Source organism: Streptomyces macrolidinus (assembly GCF_023887685.1).
GTDB lineage: Bacteria > Actinomycetota > Actinomycetes > Streptomycetales > Streptomycetaceae > Streptomyces > Streptomyces macrolidinus.
On record NZ_JAMWMR010000051.1, the window covers coordinates 1 to 18,103 of the forward strand.

Here is an 18,103-nt window from a genome sequence, read left to right on the forward strand (position 1 = left end):
GGAGATCGCGCTGTCCTGGCCTGGGGCGCTTCCTGTCCCACGGATTGATGGTGACAGCGCGACGTATCCGGATGTCCTGCCCGGTGTGGATCTGCGGCTGGGGGCGCAGGAGGACGGGTTCACGCAGTTGCTGGTGGTCAAGTCGGCTGAGGCCGCGGCCAGTAAGGAGCTTGCCGCACTGCGGCTGAAGCTTGACGGTGAAGGCGTGGACCTCCGGGAGACGGGCGAGGGTGGTCTGGAGGCCGTCGACAAGGGTGCTGGCAGTGCGGTGTTCGAGGCGCCGCAGCCGCTGATGTGGGATTCCAGTGAGGGATCTTCGGCCGAACAGTCGGCTGCCGCGCGGTCCGCCGGTGCGAGATCGGCTGAGGGTTCCGGCAGCGACGAGCCGGGGGCGACGGAGTCGGGGAAGCTGGCGCCGGTCGCTGTGGAAGTGTCAGATGGTCAGGACGAGTTGGTGTTGAAGCCGGACGCCGATGTGCTCAAGGGCCAGGACACGGTGTATCCGGTGTTCATCGACCCGCAGTGGTACTCGCCCAAGGCGTCGGCGTGGACGATGGCGTCGAAGTACTGGGCGTCGTCGCCGCAGTGGAAGTTCAATGGTGAGTCGGACGCGGGTATGGGCTACTGCAACTGGTCCTACTGTCAGCCGAACGACACCAAGCGTCTCTTCTACCGGATCCCGACTTCGACGTTTGCGGGGAAGTCGATCCTGTCGGCGGAGTTCGTGGTCCGCAACACCTGGTCTGCGTCCTGCGAGGCGCGCAGCGTGCAGCTGTGGCAGACCAAGGACATCTCGTCGTCGACGACGTGGAACAGCCAGAACGCTTCGGGCTTCTGGGTCAAGCAGCTGGCGTCGAAGTCCTTCGCTTACGGCTACTCCGGTTGTGCGGCCAAGGACGCGGAGTTCGACGTGAAGTCGGCGGTGCAGACGGCCGCGAACAACAAGAGCGCGACGATGACGTTCGGGCTCCAGGCGGCCAGTGAGTCCGACGCCTATGGGTGGAAGCGGTTCTCGGACAAGGCGTTTCTGCGGGTGAAGTACAACCGTCCGCCCGCGCAGATCAAGATGTCTCAGCTGACGATGGAGTACGGCGGCACCTGCAAGAAGCCGGCGGACGCGGCGCGTGTGCGCACCCTGGGCAAGATCTATGCGAACAACGTCACCGACCCGGACGGCGACACCGTCGCGGTCGAGTTCCAGGCATCCTGGGATTCCGGGGACGGCAAGGGGGTGATCGCGCGGTGGAAGCCGGCACGGACCTCGTCCAAGAAGTCCGGGTCCAACTTCTCGATCAGCCTGCCGTCCAACGTGCCGCAGAACAAGCGGATCTACTGGCAAGCGCGCGCCTATGACGGGGCTCAGTACTCGCCGTGGTCGTCTGCGGGTGACCCGACGGCCTGCTACTTCTACTACGACACCTCGGTGCCGAAGGCCCCGACGGTTGCCTCGGGCGAGTACCCGGCCTCGGACCCGGAGAACCCGGACGACCCCTGGTACGACGGAGTGGGCCGCTACGGCTCGTTCGAGATGAAGGCCACCGAGACTGACGTGACGACGTACTGGTACGGCATCAACGGTGACCCGTCCTCAAAGAACAAGATCACCACATCCGGCGGTGCGGCCAAGATTGTGAAGGTGCTGCCCGCCAAACCCGGGCTGAACTTCTTCACCGCGCAGGCGTTCGACTCCGCCGGAAACGGCAGTGAGATCCGCACCTACCAGTACCGGGTGAAGGCCGGGCAGCCGGAGCGGGCGACCTGGCAGCTCGACGAGCCAGCGGGGGCGAGCGAGGCCCTCGGCTCCACGCCGCCGCGCACGCTCACGCTCAACGGCGGGGCGACGCCCGGCGTTGAGGGCGTCAAGGGAACGGCGGTGCACTTCAACGGCACCGACGCCTACGCCTCCACCGACCTCCCTGCGGTCAACACCAGCGGCGGGTTCGCGGTCTCGGCATGGGTGAAGCTAGACAAGATCCCCACCACGACCGCGGACGTGGCCCTGGCGCCCGGCAACAACGCGCCCGGATTCGAGCTCTACTACTCCACGACGTACGGCTGGTCGTTCAACCAGTACAAGTCCGACGACGCCAGCGGCGGCCTGGTACGCGCCGCCCAGGGCAACATCAGCCAGGTCAAGGCAGGAACGTGGACCCACCTGGTCGGGTCGTACAACTCCACCAGTCACGTCCTCGAGTTGTACGTGGACGGCAAACTGGTGGACTCCGTGCCCTACAGCACCCCGTGGGAGGCCCGACGAGGTCTGCAGCTCGGCGGCAAGAACCTCACCGGCACAGCGATGTCGTTCTTCCCTGGCACGATCGACGAACTACAGCTCTTCGACAAGCCGTTGACCGTCAACGAGGTCGGCAAGCTCAATGCCAAGGGAATCGTCGGTGACCCGGGCCGTCCGGCCATCGCCGTCTTCGAACTGGACGAGAAGGCTGACGCCACCCAACTGACCGGGCACGGCGGGGTCCTGCCCGCCAAGTACAACGGCAAGGTCATCACCGGAGTCGAAGGCGTGGCGGGCAAGGCCGCCCACTTCGACGGCACCAGCGGCTACGCGAAGATCGGGCAGACCAGCGGCCCGCACCTGAACACGTCACGCCCCTTCACCGTCTCGGCGTGGGCGAAGCTGGACAAGAAGCCCACCAGCGCTGGCATCATCGCGGCGCAGGCGGGTAAGGACAAGCCCGGCTTCGAGCTGTACTACTCCTCCGCCTACGACCGCTGGGCGTTCAACCAGTACTCCGCCGACGCCCCGGACGGGACTCCGGTACGGGCGATGCAGGCCGACGGCGTCACCGCCCGCGCCGGGGAATGGGTCCACCTGGTCGGCGTCCATGACGCTGTGGCCGACACGCTCACCCTGTACGTCAATGGCGTCATGGCGGGTACGACCAAGCTGGCCGGTGCGTTCTACGCGGACCAATCGATGTACATCGGCGCCGGCAACTACAGCGGAGCCATGGCCTCTTACTTCCCCGGCACCATCGACGACGTCCGCCTACTGGACCGCCCGGTCTCGGCCGAAGAAGTCCAGCAGATGTTCAAGCAACGCCCGCTGGTCAAGGCCCGTTGGATGTTCGAGGAGACCAGCGCAACCAGCCCGGCGACCACCCCGAACGCGGTGCCCGGAGGCAGCGCGCTCACCCTGAACGGCGGCGCCAAGAAGTCGGACTCCGGGTTCATTGACTTCGGCTCCATGGAACTGGACGGCGTCAGCGGTTACGCGACCGCGGACAGCGTGCCCGTGGACACCTCGGGCAGCTTCACCCTGACCGGGTGGGCACAAGCCGCTGCCATACCCAACAGTGCGGTAGCCCTGGCCGGCGCCGAGGGCACCAACCAGAGCGCCTTCACAGTCCGTTTCGCTCCCGACGCCACCGACCCCGAGCGGAACCCGGGCCGCTGGCAACTGAGGGTCGCCGACAGCGACTCCACCGGCGCCACCGTGGTCGAAGTCGACAACGGCGAGTTCTACGACGCACGTGAATGGAACCACCTGGCGCTCGCCTACGACGGGTTCACCAAGCAGGCCCGCCTGTATGTCAACGGCAGCTTGTCCGAGGTGGCGTGCACCGACGCCGATGGAGACGGCAAGAGCGACGACGAGAGCTGTACGGACCTCGTGCCTTGGGCCGAGAACGCGCTTGCTTTCAAGGCGAAGTCGCTCCAGATAGGCCGCTCCGGAACTGGCGGCTCGGCAGGCTCCTACTTCCCCGGCCTGGTCGACGACGTCTGGGTCTTCCAAGGCGCGCTGAGCGACGCCCAGATCGAGAAGCTGGCGCTCAGCTGGTTCGACGTACCCACCCAGGTACCGAGCGACTGACGAGAGGGGAGGACGCGCGGCAGCAACGGCCGTGCGCCCTCCCCTCGTTCCTTCCCTCCCACGAGAGACCTGTGCACACCTCTTTCAAGGTGAGCACCAGTTGATGGAGATCGGATACAGCATGTATGGCATATCGCGATCACGCCGTGCGTTCACTCTGCGACGAAGAGTCGCTCTGGGTGCGTCCACGGTCCTGATCGCCACACTGTTGCAGGCGGTGGCGTTCACGCCCACTGCGGACGCGGCGGGCAAGGGCCTCCCGTCCGTAGTGGACCCGGACAAGCCGGTCGTCGGTACAACCGGCCTCAAGGCAAAGCCCCGCAAGGTCATGAAGGGCGCGCGTACCCCGCACAAGGCGCCCAGGGCCGCCTGGCCCGCGACCGGCTCCGCCGTCGTGGCGCTGGGGGAGCCGCAGGCCAAGGCCGGCGCTCCGGTGCAGGCCAAGGGGTTGCCGCTGGAGCTGAATACCCCGGCCCGGCGAGTGAAGTCCGCCACCGGCGGCCATGTCGAGACCCGCGTGCTGGGCCAGGAAGCGGCCCGCAAAGCGGGTATCGACGGGCTGCTGATCACCCTGGAGAAGCAGGAGAAGGGCGCGGCGGGTGCGGTGGGCGCGACCGTCGACTACTCCTCGTTCGCGCAGGCATACGGCGGCGGCTACGCCTCGCGGCTGACCCTGGTCACCCTCCCGGCCTGTGCCCTGGAAACCCCGGACAAGGCAGCCTGCCGCACGGCCACCCCGGTCGCGACGGACAACGACACCGAGGGACAGACTCTGTCCGCCCCGGCCGTCCAGGTGCGTGCCGGGACTCCCACGGTGATGGCTGTCGTCGCGGGCGACGCGGGCAAGACCGGTGACTTCAAGGCCACCTCGCTCTCCCCGTCCTCCACCTGGAACACCGACCTGAGCTCGGGCAGCTTCACCTGGTCGTACCCGATCCAGACTCCCCCTGTCCCGGGTGAGTTCACGCCACAGCTCGCACTCTCCTACTCTTCCGGCGCGATTGACGGCCGGACCAGCTCCACCAACAACCAGTCCTCCTGGGTCGGCGACGGGTTCGACCTCTCGCCGGGCTACATCGAGCGCCGCTACAAGCCGTGCGCCGACGACGGGCAGAAGGCCGCCGACGGCATCAGCCGACCTGGCGACCTCTGCTGGGGCTACGACAACGCCTACGTCTCGCTGAACGGCAAGGGTGGCGAACTGGTTCCGACCAGCAACAAGAACGTCTTCAAGTACAAGAACGACGACGGCACCCGCATCGCCCGCGGAACCAACTCCGCTCTCGCCAACGGTGACAACGACAATGAGTACTGGCTCATCACCACGCCCGACGGCACCCGCTACTACTTTGGCTACAACCGCTTCTCCGGCTGGACCGAAGGCAAGGCGGAGTCCAATTCCACCTGGACCGTCCCTGTCTACGGTGACGACGAGGGCGAGCCGTGTCACGCCGCCACTTTCGCCGAATCCTGGTGCGAGCAGGCATGGCGCTGGAACCTCGACGCGGTCATCGACCCCAACGGCAACCTGATCTCGTACTACTACGACAAGGAGACCAACTCCTACGGCCGCAACCTCAAGGCAGCCGACGACACCCGCTACACCCGGGGAGGCACCCTCAACCGCGTCGAGTACGGTCTGCGCTCCTTCTACGCCAAGCCGCTCGCGCGCGTCCGCTTCACCAGCAGCGAGCGCTGCATCGCCGACGCGAACACCACATGCGCCGACATTTCCAAGGACTCGTTCTACTGGTATGACACCCCGTGGGACATGAACTGCGAGGCCGGCACCACGTGTGACAAGGGCCGTCTCTCGCCGACCTTCTGGACCCGCAAGCGCCTGACCGGCATCACCACCGAAGTCCTCGACGGTGCTGACTACAAGAAGGTCGACTCCTGGGCACTGACGCACCGCTGGGGCCAGGCCGACATCGACTACCAGCTGCTGCTCGACTCGATCCAGCGCACCGGCCACACCGCCGACCCGGCGGTGACCCTGCCCAAGACGACACTGGCCTACACCCAGCTCGAGAACCGCCTCGACAAGATCGGTGACGGGTACGCGCCGTTCATCAAGGCCCGTCTGTCGACGATCGCGGACGAGTCCGGCGGTCAGACCGACGTCAACTACTCCGCCCCCGTGTGCAACGCGAACTCACTGCCCACTCCGGAGACGAACACCACGCGCTGCTTCCCTCAGATGATTGGCGGCACCGACGAGGAGGCGCCTGAGCGGCACTGGTTCAACAAGTACGTGGTCACCTCGGTGACGGCCACCGACCGTACCGGTGGCGCCCCGGACAACGTCACCGCCTACACCTACCTCGGTGACGGCGCCTGGCACTGGGACGACGACGGTCTGACAGAGGAGAAGCGCAAGACCTGGTCCCAGTGGCGAGGCTATGGGCAGGTTCGGGTTTCCACCGGCGGTCAGGGCGGTGCCTCCGCCATGAAGTCCCAGCAGGACAGCTACTTCCTGCGCGGCATGGACGGCGACCGCAAGAACGCCTCCGGCACCGAGAAGAAGTCCGTGACCGTCGCCCTCGACTCCGACGAAGGTGAGGCGATCGTCGACCACGAGGCGATGGCCGGCTTCAACTACAAGACTGTCACCTACGACAAGCCGAACGGCAAGGCCGTCACACGGGCCATCAACCAGCCCTGGTACCACCAGACGGCAACGAAGTCCCGTTCGTGGGGCGACATCTCCGCGTACTTCTCGGGCATCAAGAACACCACTACGCTCGCCCTCACCGACGACGGCAACGGCGCCCTCACCAAGTGGCGCAAGACCTCCAAGTCGACCGGGTACGACACCGTCGCCGGCCGTCCGATCCGTGTCTCCGACTACGGCGAGACCGCCGTCGCGGACAACACCTGCACCCTGATTTCCTACGCGCCCACCGGCAGCACCCTCGTCCAGACCAAGGTCCAGCGGGTCGAGACGGTGGCCGGTGACTGCGGCTCCGCCACCTTGGACCGTTCCAAGGACGTCATCTCGGACGTTCGTACCGCCTACGACGGCCTTGCGTACGGGGAGGCGCCGACCAAGGGCAACGCCACCGCGACCGCGACGCTGAAGTCGCACAACGGGACGACGGCCACCTACCTGGAGTCCGGCACCACCTACGACGCCTACGGTCGAGCCGTGGCCTCGACCGACCTCACGGCCACCGTGACCGCGACCGAGACCACCGCGCCGGTCCGCACGCCGCGCAGCGACGGCCGCACCGTCATCACCGAGTTCACGCCGGCCACCGGTTTCGCGACCTCGACGAAGGTCACCACCCCGCCGGCCAAGAACGGTGACGCCACCACGTCCCAGACCGAGACCTCCACCCTGGACATCGCCCGTGGTCTCACGCTGACCTCCACGGACGCCAACGGCAGGGTCACCACCTCGACCTACGACGCCCTCGGCCGCGCCTCGAAGATCTGGCTGCCGAACCGCGCGACCTCCCTGACCCCGTCCTACGCCTTCGACTACTTCGTCGAAGAAGGCAAGCCGGTCGCCGTCCGCACTCTCACGCTGGACAACAACGGCGGCCAGCTCGCCACGTACACGCTCTACGACGGCCTGCTGCGAGCCCGCCAGACCCAGGCCCCCGGCCCGGACGGCGGCCGCATCCTCGCCGACACCTTCTACGACGAGCGCGGCCTGGTCGCGAAGTCCTTCGCCCCGTACTACACAACCGGAGCTCCGCAGCGCGGCCTGTTCCTGCCTGCCGACGCCCTGTCCGTGGAAACCCAGACCCGCAACACCTACGACGGCCAGGGCCAGCTCGTCGAGACCCGGACGCTTGCAGGCAACGGCGACGGCGGCACCGTCCTCAACACCACCAAGACGATCTACGGCGGCGACCGCACCACAGTGATCCCGCCCCAGGGCGGCACCACCACCACGACCGTGGTGGATGCCCAGGGCCGGGCCACCCAGGTCCGCCACCACAAGAAGGCGGATGCCTCCGGGGACTACGACACGACGTCCTACCAGTACGATCCAGCCGGACGGCTGAAGAAGATCACCGACAAGGCCGGAAACATCTGGACCTACGGGTATGACCAGATGGGCCGCCAGACCTCGGCCGCCGACCCGGACAAGGGACTCTCCAAGACGGAGTACGACGACCGCGGCCAGGTGAAGTACACCGAGGACGCACGCGGCACCAAGCTGTACCGCACGTACGACGGCCTCGGCCGCCAGACCGAGACCCGAGAGGGCACCGCCACCGGCGCCCTGCGCGCTTCCTGGACCTACGACACCGTCGCCGGCGCCAAGGGCCAGCTCGCCTCGGCCACCCGCTACGTGGACGGCAACGAGTACACCAGCAAGGTCACTCAATACGACAACCTCTACCGGGCCATCCGCACGGCCGTCACCATCCCCGCGTCCGAAGGCGCCCTCGCCGGCACCTACCAAGCCGGCATCAGCTACAAGACCTCAGGCGCTGTCGCCGGTGTGTCCTACTCGGCGGCCGGATCGCTGCCGGGCGGCTCCTACTCCTACAGCTACGACGACATCCTGCGCCCCGTCTCCCTCCTCGGCGACGGCTTCCGAGCCGACACCACCAGCTACTCCAAGACCGGCAAGGTCCTGCAGTCCACGCTGTCGTCCACAGCAGCCGGAGCGAAGAAGACCTCAGTCACCAACACCTACGAGTGGGGCACCCAGCGACTCGCCACCACCCGAGTGGACCGTGAAGGCGTCAACGGCGTAGACCGGCACAACACCTACACGTACGACCAGGCCGGCAACGTCACCTCGATCGCAGACGTCTCCCGCACCGGCACCGACAACCAGTGCTTCACCTACGACTACCTCGCCCGCATGACCGCGGCCTGGACCGAGGGCGACACCTCCTGCTCCACTGCCCCGACCGGCAGCACGGTCGGCGGCCCGGCCCCGTACTGGCACTCCTACACCTACGACGCGGCCGGAAACCGCGCCACCGAAACCCTCCACGACCCGGCCGGTGACACCGCCAAGGACACCGTCCGCACCTACAGCTACCCGGCCTCCGGCGCCACGGCCACCCGTCCGCACGCCGTCTCCAAGATCGCCCAGAGCGGCCCCGGAAACCCGCCCGCGATCAGCTTCACCTATGACGACGCGGGCAACACCGAGAAGCGTGTCACCGGCAGCACCACCCGCACCCACATCTGGGACGCAGAAGGCCACCTGGAGAAGGTCACCGAGGGCGACAAGACCACCAGTTACCTCTACGACACCGAGGGCAACCGTCTCATCGGCCGCACCGACACCGAGACCACCCTCTACCTCGGCGGCACCGAACTCGTCCTGCCCAAGGGCGCCACAAAGCCCAAGGCCACCCGCTACATCGACCTCGGCGCCGGTAACCAGGCCGTTCAGGCCGACGACGGCACCATCACCTTCACCCTCGCCGACCACCTCGGCACCGGCCAACTCGCCGTCAAGGCAGCCGACCTCAGCCTGACCCAGCGCCGCTCCCTGCCCTTCGGCGGGCCGCGCGGCACCCAGCAGGGACCGGTCTGGCCCGGCACCAAGGGCTACATCGGCGGCACGACGGACACCTCGACCGGGCTGACCCACCTCGGCGCCCGCGAGTACGACCCGACCACCGGCACGTTCATCTCGGTCGACCCGCTCCTGGACCCGGCCGACCCCCAGTCGCTGACGGCGTACTCCTACAGCAACAACAACCCCGTCACGTACAGCGACCCGAACGGTCTCCGGCCGCTCTCGTCATGCGAAGCGATGGACATCTGTCCGAAGGACATGAAGAAGGAGTGGTTCACCCACAGCGGAGATAAGTGGACGTATCACGCGACATACCAGTCCGACACGACGCGCCGCGACGGTTCGACGGTTTGGACCTACACCGCCGTGCACGGGGGTAGCAAATACGTCAGCTTCAAGACGACACCGGCGCCCGGTCAGGGGAACAAGGTCGTCGAGGGGATCCTCCCGATCGGCGAGAGCATCCACTGGAAGCGGTCAAAGGAACTCTTCAACTTCTTCGTCTTCGACACCGAGGCCGCGAAGGGGTGCGTCGACTCCCCGAACTGGGGCGACTGCATCGACACCGCGTTGGAGATTCCGGTCTCCAGGTGGTTCAAGAAGGGCTACAAGCTCGTCAGTGGAGCTGACGACATCGCAGACGCAAAGAAGGCCGCCCGCAAGACGGACGTGGACATCACCTGCCCGACGCCCAATAGCTTCGTCCCTGGCACCCTCGTCCTCATGGCCGACGGCACCACCAAGCCCATCGAGGAGGTGAAGGAGGGCGACCAGGTCCTGGCCACCGACCCCGAAACCGGCGAAACCAACGCCGAGACTGTCACTGCCCTGATCAAGGGCCACGGCGAGAAACATCTCGTCAAGGTCACCATCGACATCGACGGTGCAGACGGCTCGAAGACTGCCGACATCACCGCGACGGACGGCCACCCGTTCTGGGTCCCCGAACTCAAGGAATGGATCGACGCCACCGACCTCGACGCCGGCGAATGGCTCCAGACCTCGGCAGGCACACGCGTCCAGATCACGGCTCTCAAGCGCTGGACCGCACAGGAATCCACAGTCCACAATCTGACGGTCTCGAACCACCACACGTACTATGTGCTGGCGGGGCAGACTCCGGTCCTCGTTCACAACAGTAATTGCCCTACGAGTGCTGCGAATGGAGAGAAACTTCGTAGGCAGCTCGCGGAGGAGGCTGGTCAGCTTCCGGGCATTCGCTCGGCAGATGACATCTTCGATACTCCGTCTGCCCTCAGGGGTGGCGTAACGCCCGATCAGGTCAAGCCGTTCTTTGCGGGTAAGTCGGGATGGCGCGAAGAAGGCCTGGGGCGTGGCAAGAACGCTGGAGGTGGATGGGTGATTCGCGAATACACGGGTCGAGGAGACCCGACCGGGCGGATGCTCAGGTGGAATCCTGGCGGTGGTCATCACGGAGAGGGTGCCTACTGGAGAGTCGTGGGCCCTGAAGGAGATCTGGGAGGGATCATTCGATGACCGGGGAGCGAAAGCTGGCCGACTTTCGGCGGTGGACTCTCGCTGTGTTGGACCTGCTCAGCGCAGAACCCGATCGTCAAGCTGCATATTTGCAGGCGTCAGGAGTGGGGGTGGATGAGATCCTGCTTCAGTTCGACGACGTGCTGCATGTAGCTCGCGCCAGAGTGGGCGATCGTTCGCTAAGTCATGAGGAATACCTCCTGCTTCAGTCGGTCAATGGACTCGCGGATGCTGTGAGTGCGGGGCCTGAGTCGATTTGGACTGAGCTCGCGCTCGAAGAAGCGGTCGAATGGCGAGAGCTTCGGGCTGCGGCGGGAGCGGCGAAGGCGAGTCTTGAGAGGTCTTGGAGTCAGGATTTCGATAACTCGCCGAAATCTCTTGACGGATGATTCGTGGCGAATTTGCTCAGCATTCGCCAGCGTGAGCAAGAGGCGTTTCGGTAGTTCGCTGGAATAGACAACAAGTGCCCCCACTGATTCACAGCAGTGGGGGCACTTGAGTCGTTTGACGGCAACGGTGACGGCAACGTCAGCGGACGACGGCTGCGGCGGGTGGGGCGTCAGGGTCGTCACCGGTCGGGCTGAGGGCTGCGCCGAGGGTGTCGATGGCCTGCCGCTGGAGGCGGAGTCGGACGTGGGCGTAGACGCCGGCGGTGACGCCGATGTGGGCGTGGCCGAGGAGTTCCTTGATGACGATGAGGTCGACGCCCTGTTCCAGGAGCAGGGTGGCGGTCGAGTGGCGGAGGTCGTGGAAGCGGATCGTCCGGAGCTCGGCCTTGTGGAGGAGGCGGCGGAAGCGGCGGGTGAGGTTGGTGGGGGCGAGTGGCTTGCCCTTCGGGGTGGTGAAGACGAGCCCGTTGTCCGTCCAGCCCGTTCCGGCCGCCTGGCGCTTTTCCTGCTGTCGTTCCTGGTGGATCTTGAGGGAGGCGATGCACTCGGTGGGGAGGGCGATGCGGCGTTCGGAGGCGAGGGTCTTGGTGTTCAGGACGGTCAGGCCCTGGGTGCGGGTGCGCTGGAGGGAGCGGTGGATGGTGGCGGTTCCCCTATCGAGGTCGAGGTCTTCCCAGTGGAGGCCGAGGAGTTCGCCCTTACGGAGTCCGGTGCGCAGGGCGAGTTCGTACAGGGCGTGCAGACGATCATCGGCGGCCGCCTGGAGGAACTGCCGGGCTTCGGCGGCGGTGAGGGGCTGGAAGCGCCTGGGGCGGGGCGTGGTGGTCTTGACGTTGCGGGCGACGTTGCGCGGCAGCTCGTCCTCGCGGACGGCGTGTTCCAGGGCGGACTTGAGGACCGCGTGGACGTACGTCACGGTCAGCGGCGACAGTCGCTTGCCGCAGCACTGGCCGATGGCGCAGCAGGACTGCCGAACAGCGTCTCGTTTCTGGGCACAGCACTGGCAGGTGGTGCGGAGTCCGTCGAGGAAGGTGCGGACGTCGCGAGTGGTGAGCCGGGCGAGCCTCTTGGCGCCGAGGCCGGGGTTGAGGTGGAGGCGGATGGCGGCGGCGTAGCGGGTGTGGGTGTTCTCCCGCAGGTAGTGGACGGCGACGCCGTCCAGCCAGTACGTGAGGTAGGCGCTCACGGTGCTGTCCGCCGCTGCGACGGGCAGGCCGCGGTTGCTGGCGGCGATCTTCTCGGTGAGCTTGGCGAGGGCCTCCTTGCGGGTGGTGCCGTAGACGCGGATGCGCTTGCGGGTGTTGCCGGGGGCGAGGACGTATCCGGCGGCTTCCCAGCGGCTGTCCTTGCGCTGGTAGACAGTTCCGTCGCCGTTGGCGCGGACGCGGCGGGAGGAGGCAGGGCGAGGTGTGGTCATCAGGCGGCATCCTGTTCGAGGCGGGTGCGGATGAAGTCGGTGACGGCGTGGGTGGGGATGCGGCGGGCGCGGCCGAGGGTGATCGAGGCGAGCTGGCCGGTGCGGAGCAGGTCGTAGACGGCGGAGCGGCCGAGCTGTAGGCGGGCCATCACCTGGGGGACCGTGAGCAGATCCAGCACCGGGACCGCGTCTGGGTGGAGGCCCGCGAGCGGAGGCGAGGCCATCAGCAGCCCCCTTCGGCCGTGAACTGCCGTTCCAGTTCGCTGCGGTGCCATACAGCGGCGGCGAGGAGGTTCGCGCCGGGACTGTAGCCCGCGCCGTGGTAGTCCCAGTGGCCGATGACGAGCGTGGTCGTAGGGTCGGGTTCGGGAAGGCCGGCGTGGGCGCGGGCTTGTTCGGTACGCCAGGCGCGGCGGGCGTTGCGCAGCGCGCCGAGAGTGGTGGAGTAGGAGCGGGACTTGGTGGAGAAGTGGCCCCGGAAGCCGAGCATGTGCGCCCACTTCCAGAGCTTGAGATCGGCGAACTCGGGCAGCCTGCCCAGCTCCCAGCAGGTGCGGATCATTTGCCGGACGTGGCGTGCCACGGCGAGCCGGGGCAAAGGCCGGGCCTGACCGGTGCCGTCGCAGGCAGTGCAGGGGAGCGGGGTTCCGTGAGGGAGAACGGTGGCGCCGCGTCCCTGGCAGGGGCGGCAGAACAGGGCACGGTCGAGGGTGCCGGAGGCGTCGGCGGACTTGGTGGCGTACTTCGCCACGTACGAGGCGACCGCCTGATCCGTCAGTTCGGCATCGGTGCCGAAAGCGGCGATCTCGCGTACGTCGAGCTGCTGGCCCCAGCCGAGTTCACGTTCCCCGACCCCGTCGGAGACGACGGAGGTGCGGGCGCGAGCCGCGGCGGCGCGGATGGCGTCGGTGAGCACGGCGACGGTGGCGTACGGGGGCGGGGGCTGGGTGTTGCCGTCGGGGCCGTCGAGTCGGATGACGGCGTGGAAGTGGACCAGGCCGCGCTTCTGGTACTCGGCGACCTTGGCGAAGGAGACCCGCAGCACGGCGCGGGCGGCCTTCTGGGTGAGGCCGAGCCGGACGGCGAGTTCGCGGCGCAGGTAGGTGGTGAAGCGGGCCCACAAGGCTCCCGCGTGGGCGTTGAAGAGGACCGCGCCTGTGTAGTCGTACGTAGCCGGGTCCAGGGGCGTGCCCAGCAGGGGGTCCGTAGGTTCGTGGCGGGTGCGGCAGCGGCAGGGCCGGGCGTCGGGGCGGTTGTGGACGGGGCCGAAGGAGGGGGCGGTGAGGGTGGCGAAGACGCGGGGGTGGGTGCGGACGGTATCGGGGACGGTCTTGCCGCCGGTCAGGCCGGCGCGGATGAGGTGGTAGGTGTCGGCGGCGTAGAGGCGGGAGCAGGCAGGGCAGCGCGAGGCGCGGCGGTTGCCGCATGCGGTCAGCAGGCTGCCGGTGGGCTCAGTTTCGGTGGTGTAGGAGCGCAGGACTTCACCGGTCGTGGTGTCGACGGTAGTGGTGCGTCCGGTGAGGCGGATGGGTTCGGTGCAGCCGCCGAGGTGTTCGATCTGCTGCTGTGCGCGGTCGAAGTCGGGGTGGTTGACGAGGTGGAGCAGGTCCCGTACGGCGGGGCTTGCCACGTGGCGCAGGTCCAGGGTGACCATTCGGGGCGTGTCCCTTCTGTCGGGTGGGTGGCCCTGAGCAGCACCCAGCCAGGCAGGAAGGCGTGTTGGTGCTGCTCGGGGCATGACGAACCAGGCCCATCGGGTGGGCGTGGGGTCCAGGAGGGGATGCGGCCGGCGAGGGCCGGGGCTCAGATCTGAGCGAGTGCGGCGGTAGCCACCGGGAGGGCGATGCCCATGCGCGCGCCCAGGTGGGCGGCGGTGATCGGGGTCCCGTGCTCGGCACGGTGGGTGTCCGCGATGCGCCGGGCCGCGTCCAGCAGGGCGGCAGGCAGGGCCGGGCCGGAGGCGGGTCGGGCCGTCTGGGTGACGGCGGCGGGAGCCGGGGCGGTCGGCTGTTCCTCGGTCGGCGAGGCGACAGTGACCGGAACGGGGGCCGGGGGTGCTGGTTCGGGTGCGGGTGCTTCGTCCGGCACCAGCACGGAGCTGGGAGTGGTGGCGTCCTCCAGATGCGGGGTGGGGGCGGCGGGGGTGTGGAACTGGGCTAGGAGGGCGGGGCCGACGTGGCCCCAGCCGAGGAGTAGGAGCGGGGCGACGGTGTCCAGGCAGGCCCGTCCGTAGCGTCCGGTCAGCAGGGGTTCGGCGGTGTTCAGGGCGAGGGTGAGCAGCCCGCACAGGTGTAGTAGCCGGGTACCGGCCCTCAACTCCGCCTTGGACACGCCGCGCAGGGCCAGGAAGCGCAGGGCGACCAGGAGGCCGACGACGGACAGGTCCACCATGGGGGCGATCAGCGGCGCGATCGGACGGGGGACGCCGAGCCGCAGGGCGAGAGCCCAGACGTTACCGAAGGAGAAGACGAAGGCCAGGGCCGCGATGACCGCCATGACCACGGTCACGGTGCGCCGGGTGAACCGTTCCTCCGCCATGTTCTCAACCTCCTTTCTGACGTGGGCTTTTCGGGATCACTTGGTGAGTGAGGGCGCGGGCGTTGCCGTCCGGCCGGTCGAGCGGAGGAGGGTGTCCAGGCACAGGTCCGGGTCAGCTGTCAGGTGGGAGGTGGCTTCCGCGACGCGGGCGGCGTCGGTGTCGGAGACGTAGGGGGTGCGGATGCGGGTGTAGCCGGGGCGGCCCTGCATCGCCATCACCGCGACCCCGACGTAGGCGGGGTCCTGCAAGGTGACCGGGCTGGCGTCGGGCCAGTTGCGGATGTCCTCACCCAGCGCGGCCACCGCTGCCTCCACCGTCTTCTGCGCGAAGGACAGCCCAATGGGGCACACGTCGCGGATGAAGGTGGGGATGGCGTCGCCGGTGGTCTTCTGGCTGATCAGGATCACCAGGATGCCGACGCTGCGGCCCTTCTTGACCAGGTCCTCCACCAGCCGGGCGTTCTCCGCCGTCAACGCGGCCAAGCGCTTCGTGGCGGCGTCGCTGCCCTTGTACTCGCGGAAGTACGTGTGCGCCTCATCGATGATCAGGACCGTGAGCGGCCACTCCGGAGAGGGGCCGACGTGCCACATGTTCTTCACGCCCAGTACCTCACGGATGGTCGCCGAGCGCCGCTTACGCAGATCCACCAGACGCTTGAACAGCGCGTTCGCCTCATCAAGGTCGTCACCGCAGAACGCGAACATCCGCTTGACCAGGTCGGCGTAGTCGCCCTCCGAGGCCCGCGACACCTTGCCGTCCGCAGTCGCGATCTGCACGGCGGCCGACGGCGCGAAGTCGCAGAGGAACTTGTTGACCCCCGAGGTCTTGCCCGCACCCGGGGCGCCGGCCACCGTCACCCCGGGCACGTTCGCCAGGGACACCCACACCTTCGCGGCGTACTCGTCCACGCCCAGCTCCCAGCGCGTCAGGTCCGTGAGCGGTCGGCCGGTGGGCCGGTGGGTGGTCGGCGTGGTCAGCGGATCGGAGCGCACGCCCCGGATCACCACCTTGCCGGGGCCATCCGGCAGCACGGACACGCGCGTGCACCGCCAGGCGTCCGCCAGGAACCGGGCCGACTTCTGGTACTCCTCCAACCCGACCTGCGGCAGCGTCCTGGCCCGCACGATGACTCCGAACTGGTCCGGCTTCACCTTGATCTTCGGCGTCAGGACCCGGGGCGCGGGGGTGGCACCGTCCTTCTGCGCGGCGATCTGCGCGAGCAGGCCCGGGGTCTTGTCGGTGACCGTCAGTCCGGCCATCCGGGCGAGGCGCATCCAGCCCCAGCGGACCCGGACGGCCTGCCGCATGCTGGTCCGCGTGCCCCGGTCGGCGCGCACGTAGCGCACCACGACCAGGAGGAGCGTCACACCGGCCAGCACGGCCGCGAGCAGCAGTGCATCCGGTCCGTAATCCATCACGGCTTCCATGTCAGTCCCCCTCGGTCTCGGATACCAGGCGGAGGATGTCGGCCAGGTCCAGCGAGGCCGAATCCGCCGGGGTCAGGCCGAGCAAGCCGAGCACCGCACCAGATGCGGAGAACGTGGCCTTGCCCTCGGTGCCCGGCAGGGGCCGCAGCACATGCAGCTCCCGCTGCGGCCCCCGGCTGCCGATGCCGGTCACTGGGCGGCCTCCGCCGTGACCAGTTCGAGACGGGTGGCGCGGTAGGCGACGCCGTCGGAGAGCTGGCCGTTGAAGATCCGCGCCCACGGGGTCGCGAACAGCTCCACCGGCCGCACCATCGCCCCCGGCTTGAGCCCTGCCGCCAGACCCGTCTCCGGCACGGTGATTTTCAGGACCTCGGCGCGGCCATCCTCCATGAGCATCACGGTCACGGTGTACAGCGATGCCCCGGTCTCCCGGTCGGTGGCGATCTCGCCGGTCTGCTGGTCCTTGATCTTCAGTACTGGGTCCGTGCCCGCGATGCAGACCGCCGACGGCAGCAGGGCAACACGGATTCGAGTCATGGCCATGCCATCACACCCCTTGTTCGGTGAAGTCGCTTGATCGACTCACCATGACCATAGCGGCACACTCGCTACACCCGCAACACTCGATTCGTATCGCTACACCGGTACGGCTGGAACGCCGAGGACGCCCGGGTGTGCCGCGAGTGCCGACGCCGCTACCCTCGTGCCATGAAGCTGCCTCTGGGAGAGGACCCCCGGCCGCCGTACGTCCAGGCCGCCGACGTCCTGCGTGCCGCCATCCACGACGGCGAGCTGCGCCCAGGCGAGCGGCTTCCCGCCGCGCGCGAGCTGCAACGACGCTTCGGCATCGCCAGCTCCACGGTCCAAAACGCCCTGCGGCTCCTCAAGGAGGAGGGGCTGATCTACTCCGTCCTGGGCCGAGGCAGCTACGTACGCGCGCCCGAAGCGCCGGCCGAAGCGGAGGCGGAGGCCGCAGCGGGCGACGAGGTCGACTCCGGCGAAGCCGATCCCGCGTACACCGGTCTCGGCGACCTCCGGCGCGGTTGGCAGGCCGCCGACAGTCCCGCTGACGATCCACGCCCCCCGTATGTGCGGACCGCGGACGCGCTCCGCAAGCAGATCCAGGACGGCCGACTCGCGCCCGGGGCCAAGCTCCCTTCCGCCCGCGACTTGCAAGCCCAGTTCGGCATCGCCAACTCCACCGCGCAGAACGCCCTGCGGGTCCTCAAGGAGGAGGGGCTGATCTACTCGGTCCAGGGCAGGGGTGTGTTCGTCCGCCAGCTCAGCCCGCGCGATCAGTTCCTCAAGCGCTACAACGAGGGGCTGGAAGAGATGGCGGCGCAGCGCCGGGCGGACGAGGAAGCGGTGCGGCTCAGCGGGAAGAGCGACGACGAGGTAGCCGCCGAACTCGCCGCCGCCGAGGAACGGTTCACCAAGGCCAGCGCCGAGTTCGAAGCCGCCACCGCCCACCGCGACGCCATGCGCGCCGTCATGGAACAACG

Annotated in this window: 11 protein-coding genes; 4 read left to right on the forward strand and 7 right to left on the reverse strand. The window is 68.0% G+C overall.

The features are described 5' to 3' along the window. The 3 genes from NGF19_RS29425 to NGF19_RS29435 form a co-directional block, all read left to right on the forward strand. A partial coding sequence (locus tag NGF19_RS29425; RefSeq protein WP_252428833.1) for a LamG-like jellyroll fold domain-containing protein occupies positions 1–3,832 on the forward strand: 3,832 nt, incomplete at its 5' end. Between the two features lie 217 nt (positions 3,833–4,049). Further along, positions 4,050–10,829 (forward strand): polymorphic toxin-type HINT domain-containing protein, encoded by a 6,780-nt coding sequence (locus NGF19_RS29430; RefSeq protein ID WP_308288567.1) that lies wholly within the window; start codon positions 4,050–4,052, stop codon positions 10,827–10,829. A gap of 110 nt (positions 10,830–10,939) precedes the next feature. After that, entirely contained in the window at positions 10,940–11,218 is a 279-nt protein-coding gene (locus tag NGF19_RS29435) for a hypothetical protein (RefSeq protein ID WP_252428837.1), read from the forward strand. Between the two features lie 139 nt (positions 11,219–11,357). Here NGF19_RS29435 and NGF19_RS29440 read toward each other — a convergent pair whose 3' ends face one another. The 7 genes from NGF19_RS29440 to NGF19_RS29470 form a co-directional block, all read right to left on the reverse strand. Further along, on the reverse strand, positions 11,358–12,635 hold the full coding sequence (locus NGF19_RS29440) for a tyrosine-type recombinase/integrase (RefSeq protein ID WP_252428839.1): 1,278 nt from the start codon (positions 12,633–12,635) through the stop codon (positions 11,358–11,360). Further along, the gene (locus tag NGF19_RS29445) at positions 12,635–12,859 is read right to left on the reverse strand and encodes a helix-turn-helix domain-containing protein (protein WP_252428841.1); all 225 of its coding nucleotides are present in this window, start codon (positions 12,857–12,859) and stop codon (positions 12,635–12,637) included. The genes NGF19_RS29440 and NGF19_RS29445 overlap by 1 nt, the downstream gene beginning before the upstream one ends. Further along, on the reverse strand, positions 12,859–14,289 hold the full coding sequence (locus tag NGF19_RS29450; protein WP_252428843.1) for a replication initiator: 1,431 nt from the start codon (positions 14,287–14,289) through the stop codon (positions 12,859–12,861). Before NGF19_RS29450 ends, NGF19_RS29445 begins: the two co-directional genes overlap by 1 nt. Before the next feature lie 149 nt (positions 14,290–14,438). Further along, the gene (locus NGF19_RS29455) at positions 14,439–15,173 is read right to left on the reverse strand and encodes a DUF2637 domain-containing protein (protein WP_252428845.1); all 735 of its coding nucleotides are present in this window, start codon (positions 15,171–15,173) and stop codon (positions 14,439–14,441) included. A 36-nt stretch (positions 15,174–15,209) separates the two neighbouring features. After that, positions 15,210–16,589: an FtsK/SpoIIIE domain-containing protein gene (locus NGF19_RS29460; RefSeq protein ID WP_252428847.1), complete on the reverse strand. Its 1,380-nt coding sequence runs from the start codon at positions 16,587–16,589 to the stop codon at positions 15,210–15,212. A 13-nt stretch (positions 16,590–16,602) separates the two neighbouring features. Then, the gene (locus tag NGF19_RS29465) at positions 16,603–16,794 is read right to left on the reverse strand and encodes a hypothetical protein (RefSeq protein WP_252428849.1); all 192 of its coding nucleotides are present in this window, start codon (positions 16,792–16,794) and stop codon (positions 16,603–16,605) included. Further along, on the reverse strand, positions 16,791–17,144 hold the full coding sequence (locus NGF19_RS29470) for an SCO3933 family regulatory protein (RefSeq protein ID WP_252428851.1): 354 nt from the start codon (positions 17,142–17,144) through the stop codon (positions 16,791–16,793). Before NGF19_RS29470 ends, NGF19_RS29465 begins: the two co-directional genes overlap by 4 nt. Before the next feature lie 165 nt (positions 17,145–17,309). On the opposite strand from NGF19_RS29470, the gene NGF19_RS29475 reads away from it, so the two are divergent. Beyond that, positions 17,310–18,103, forward strand: a 794-nt coding sequence (locus tag NGF19_RS29475; protein ID WP_252428853.1) for a GntR family transcriptional regulator, incomplete at its 3' end; no start/stop codon positions are given.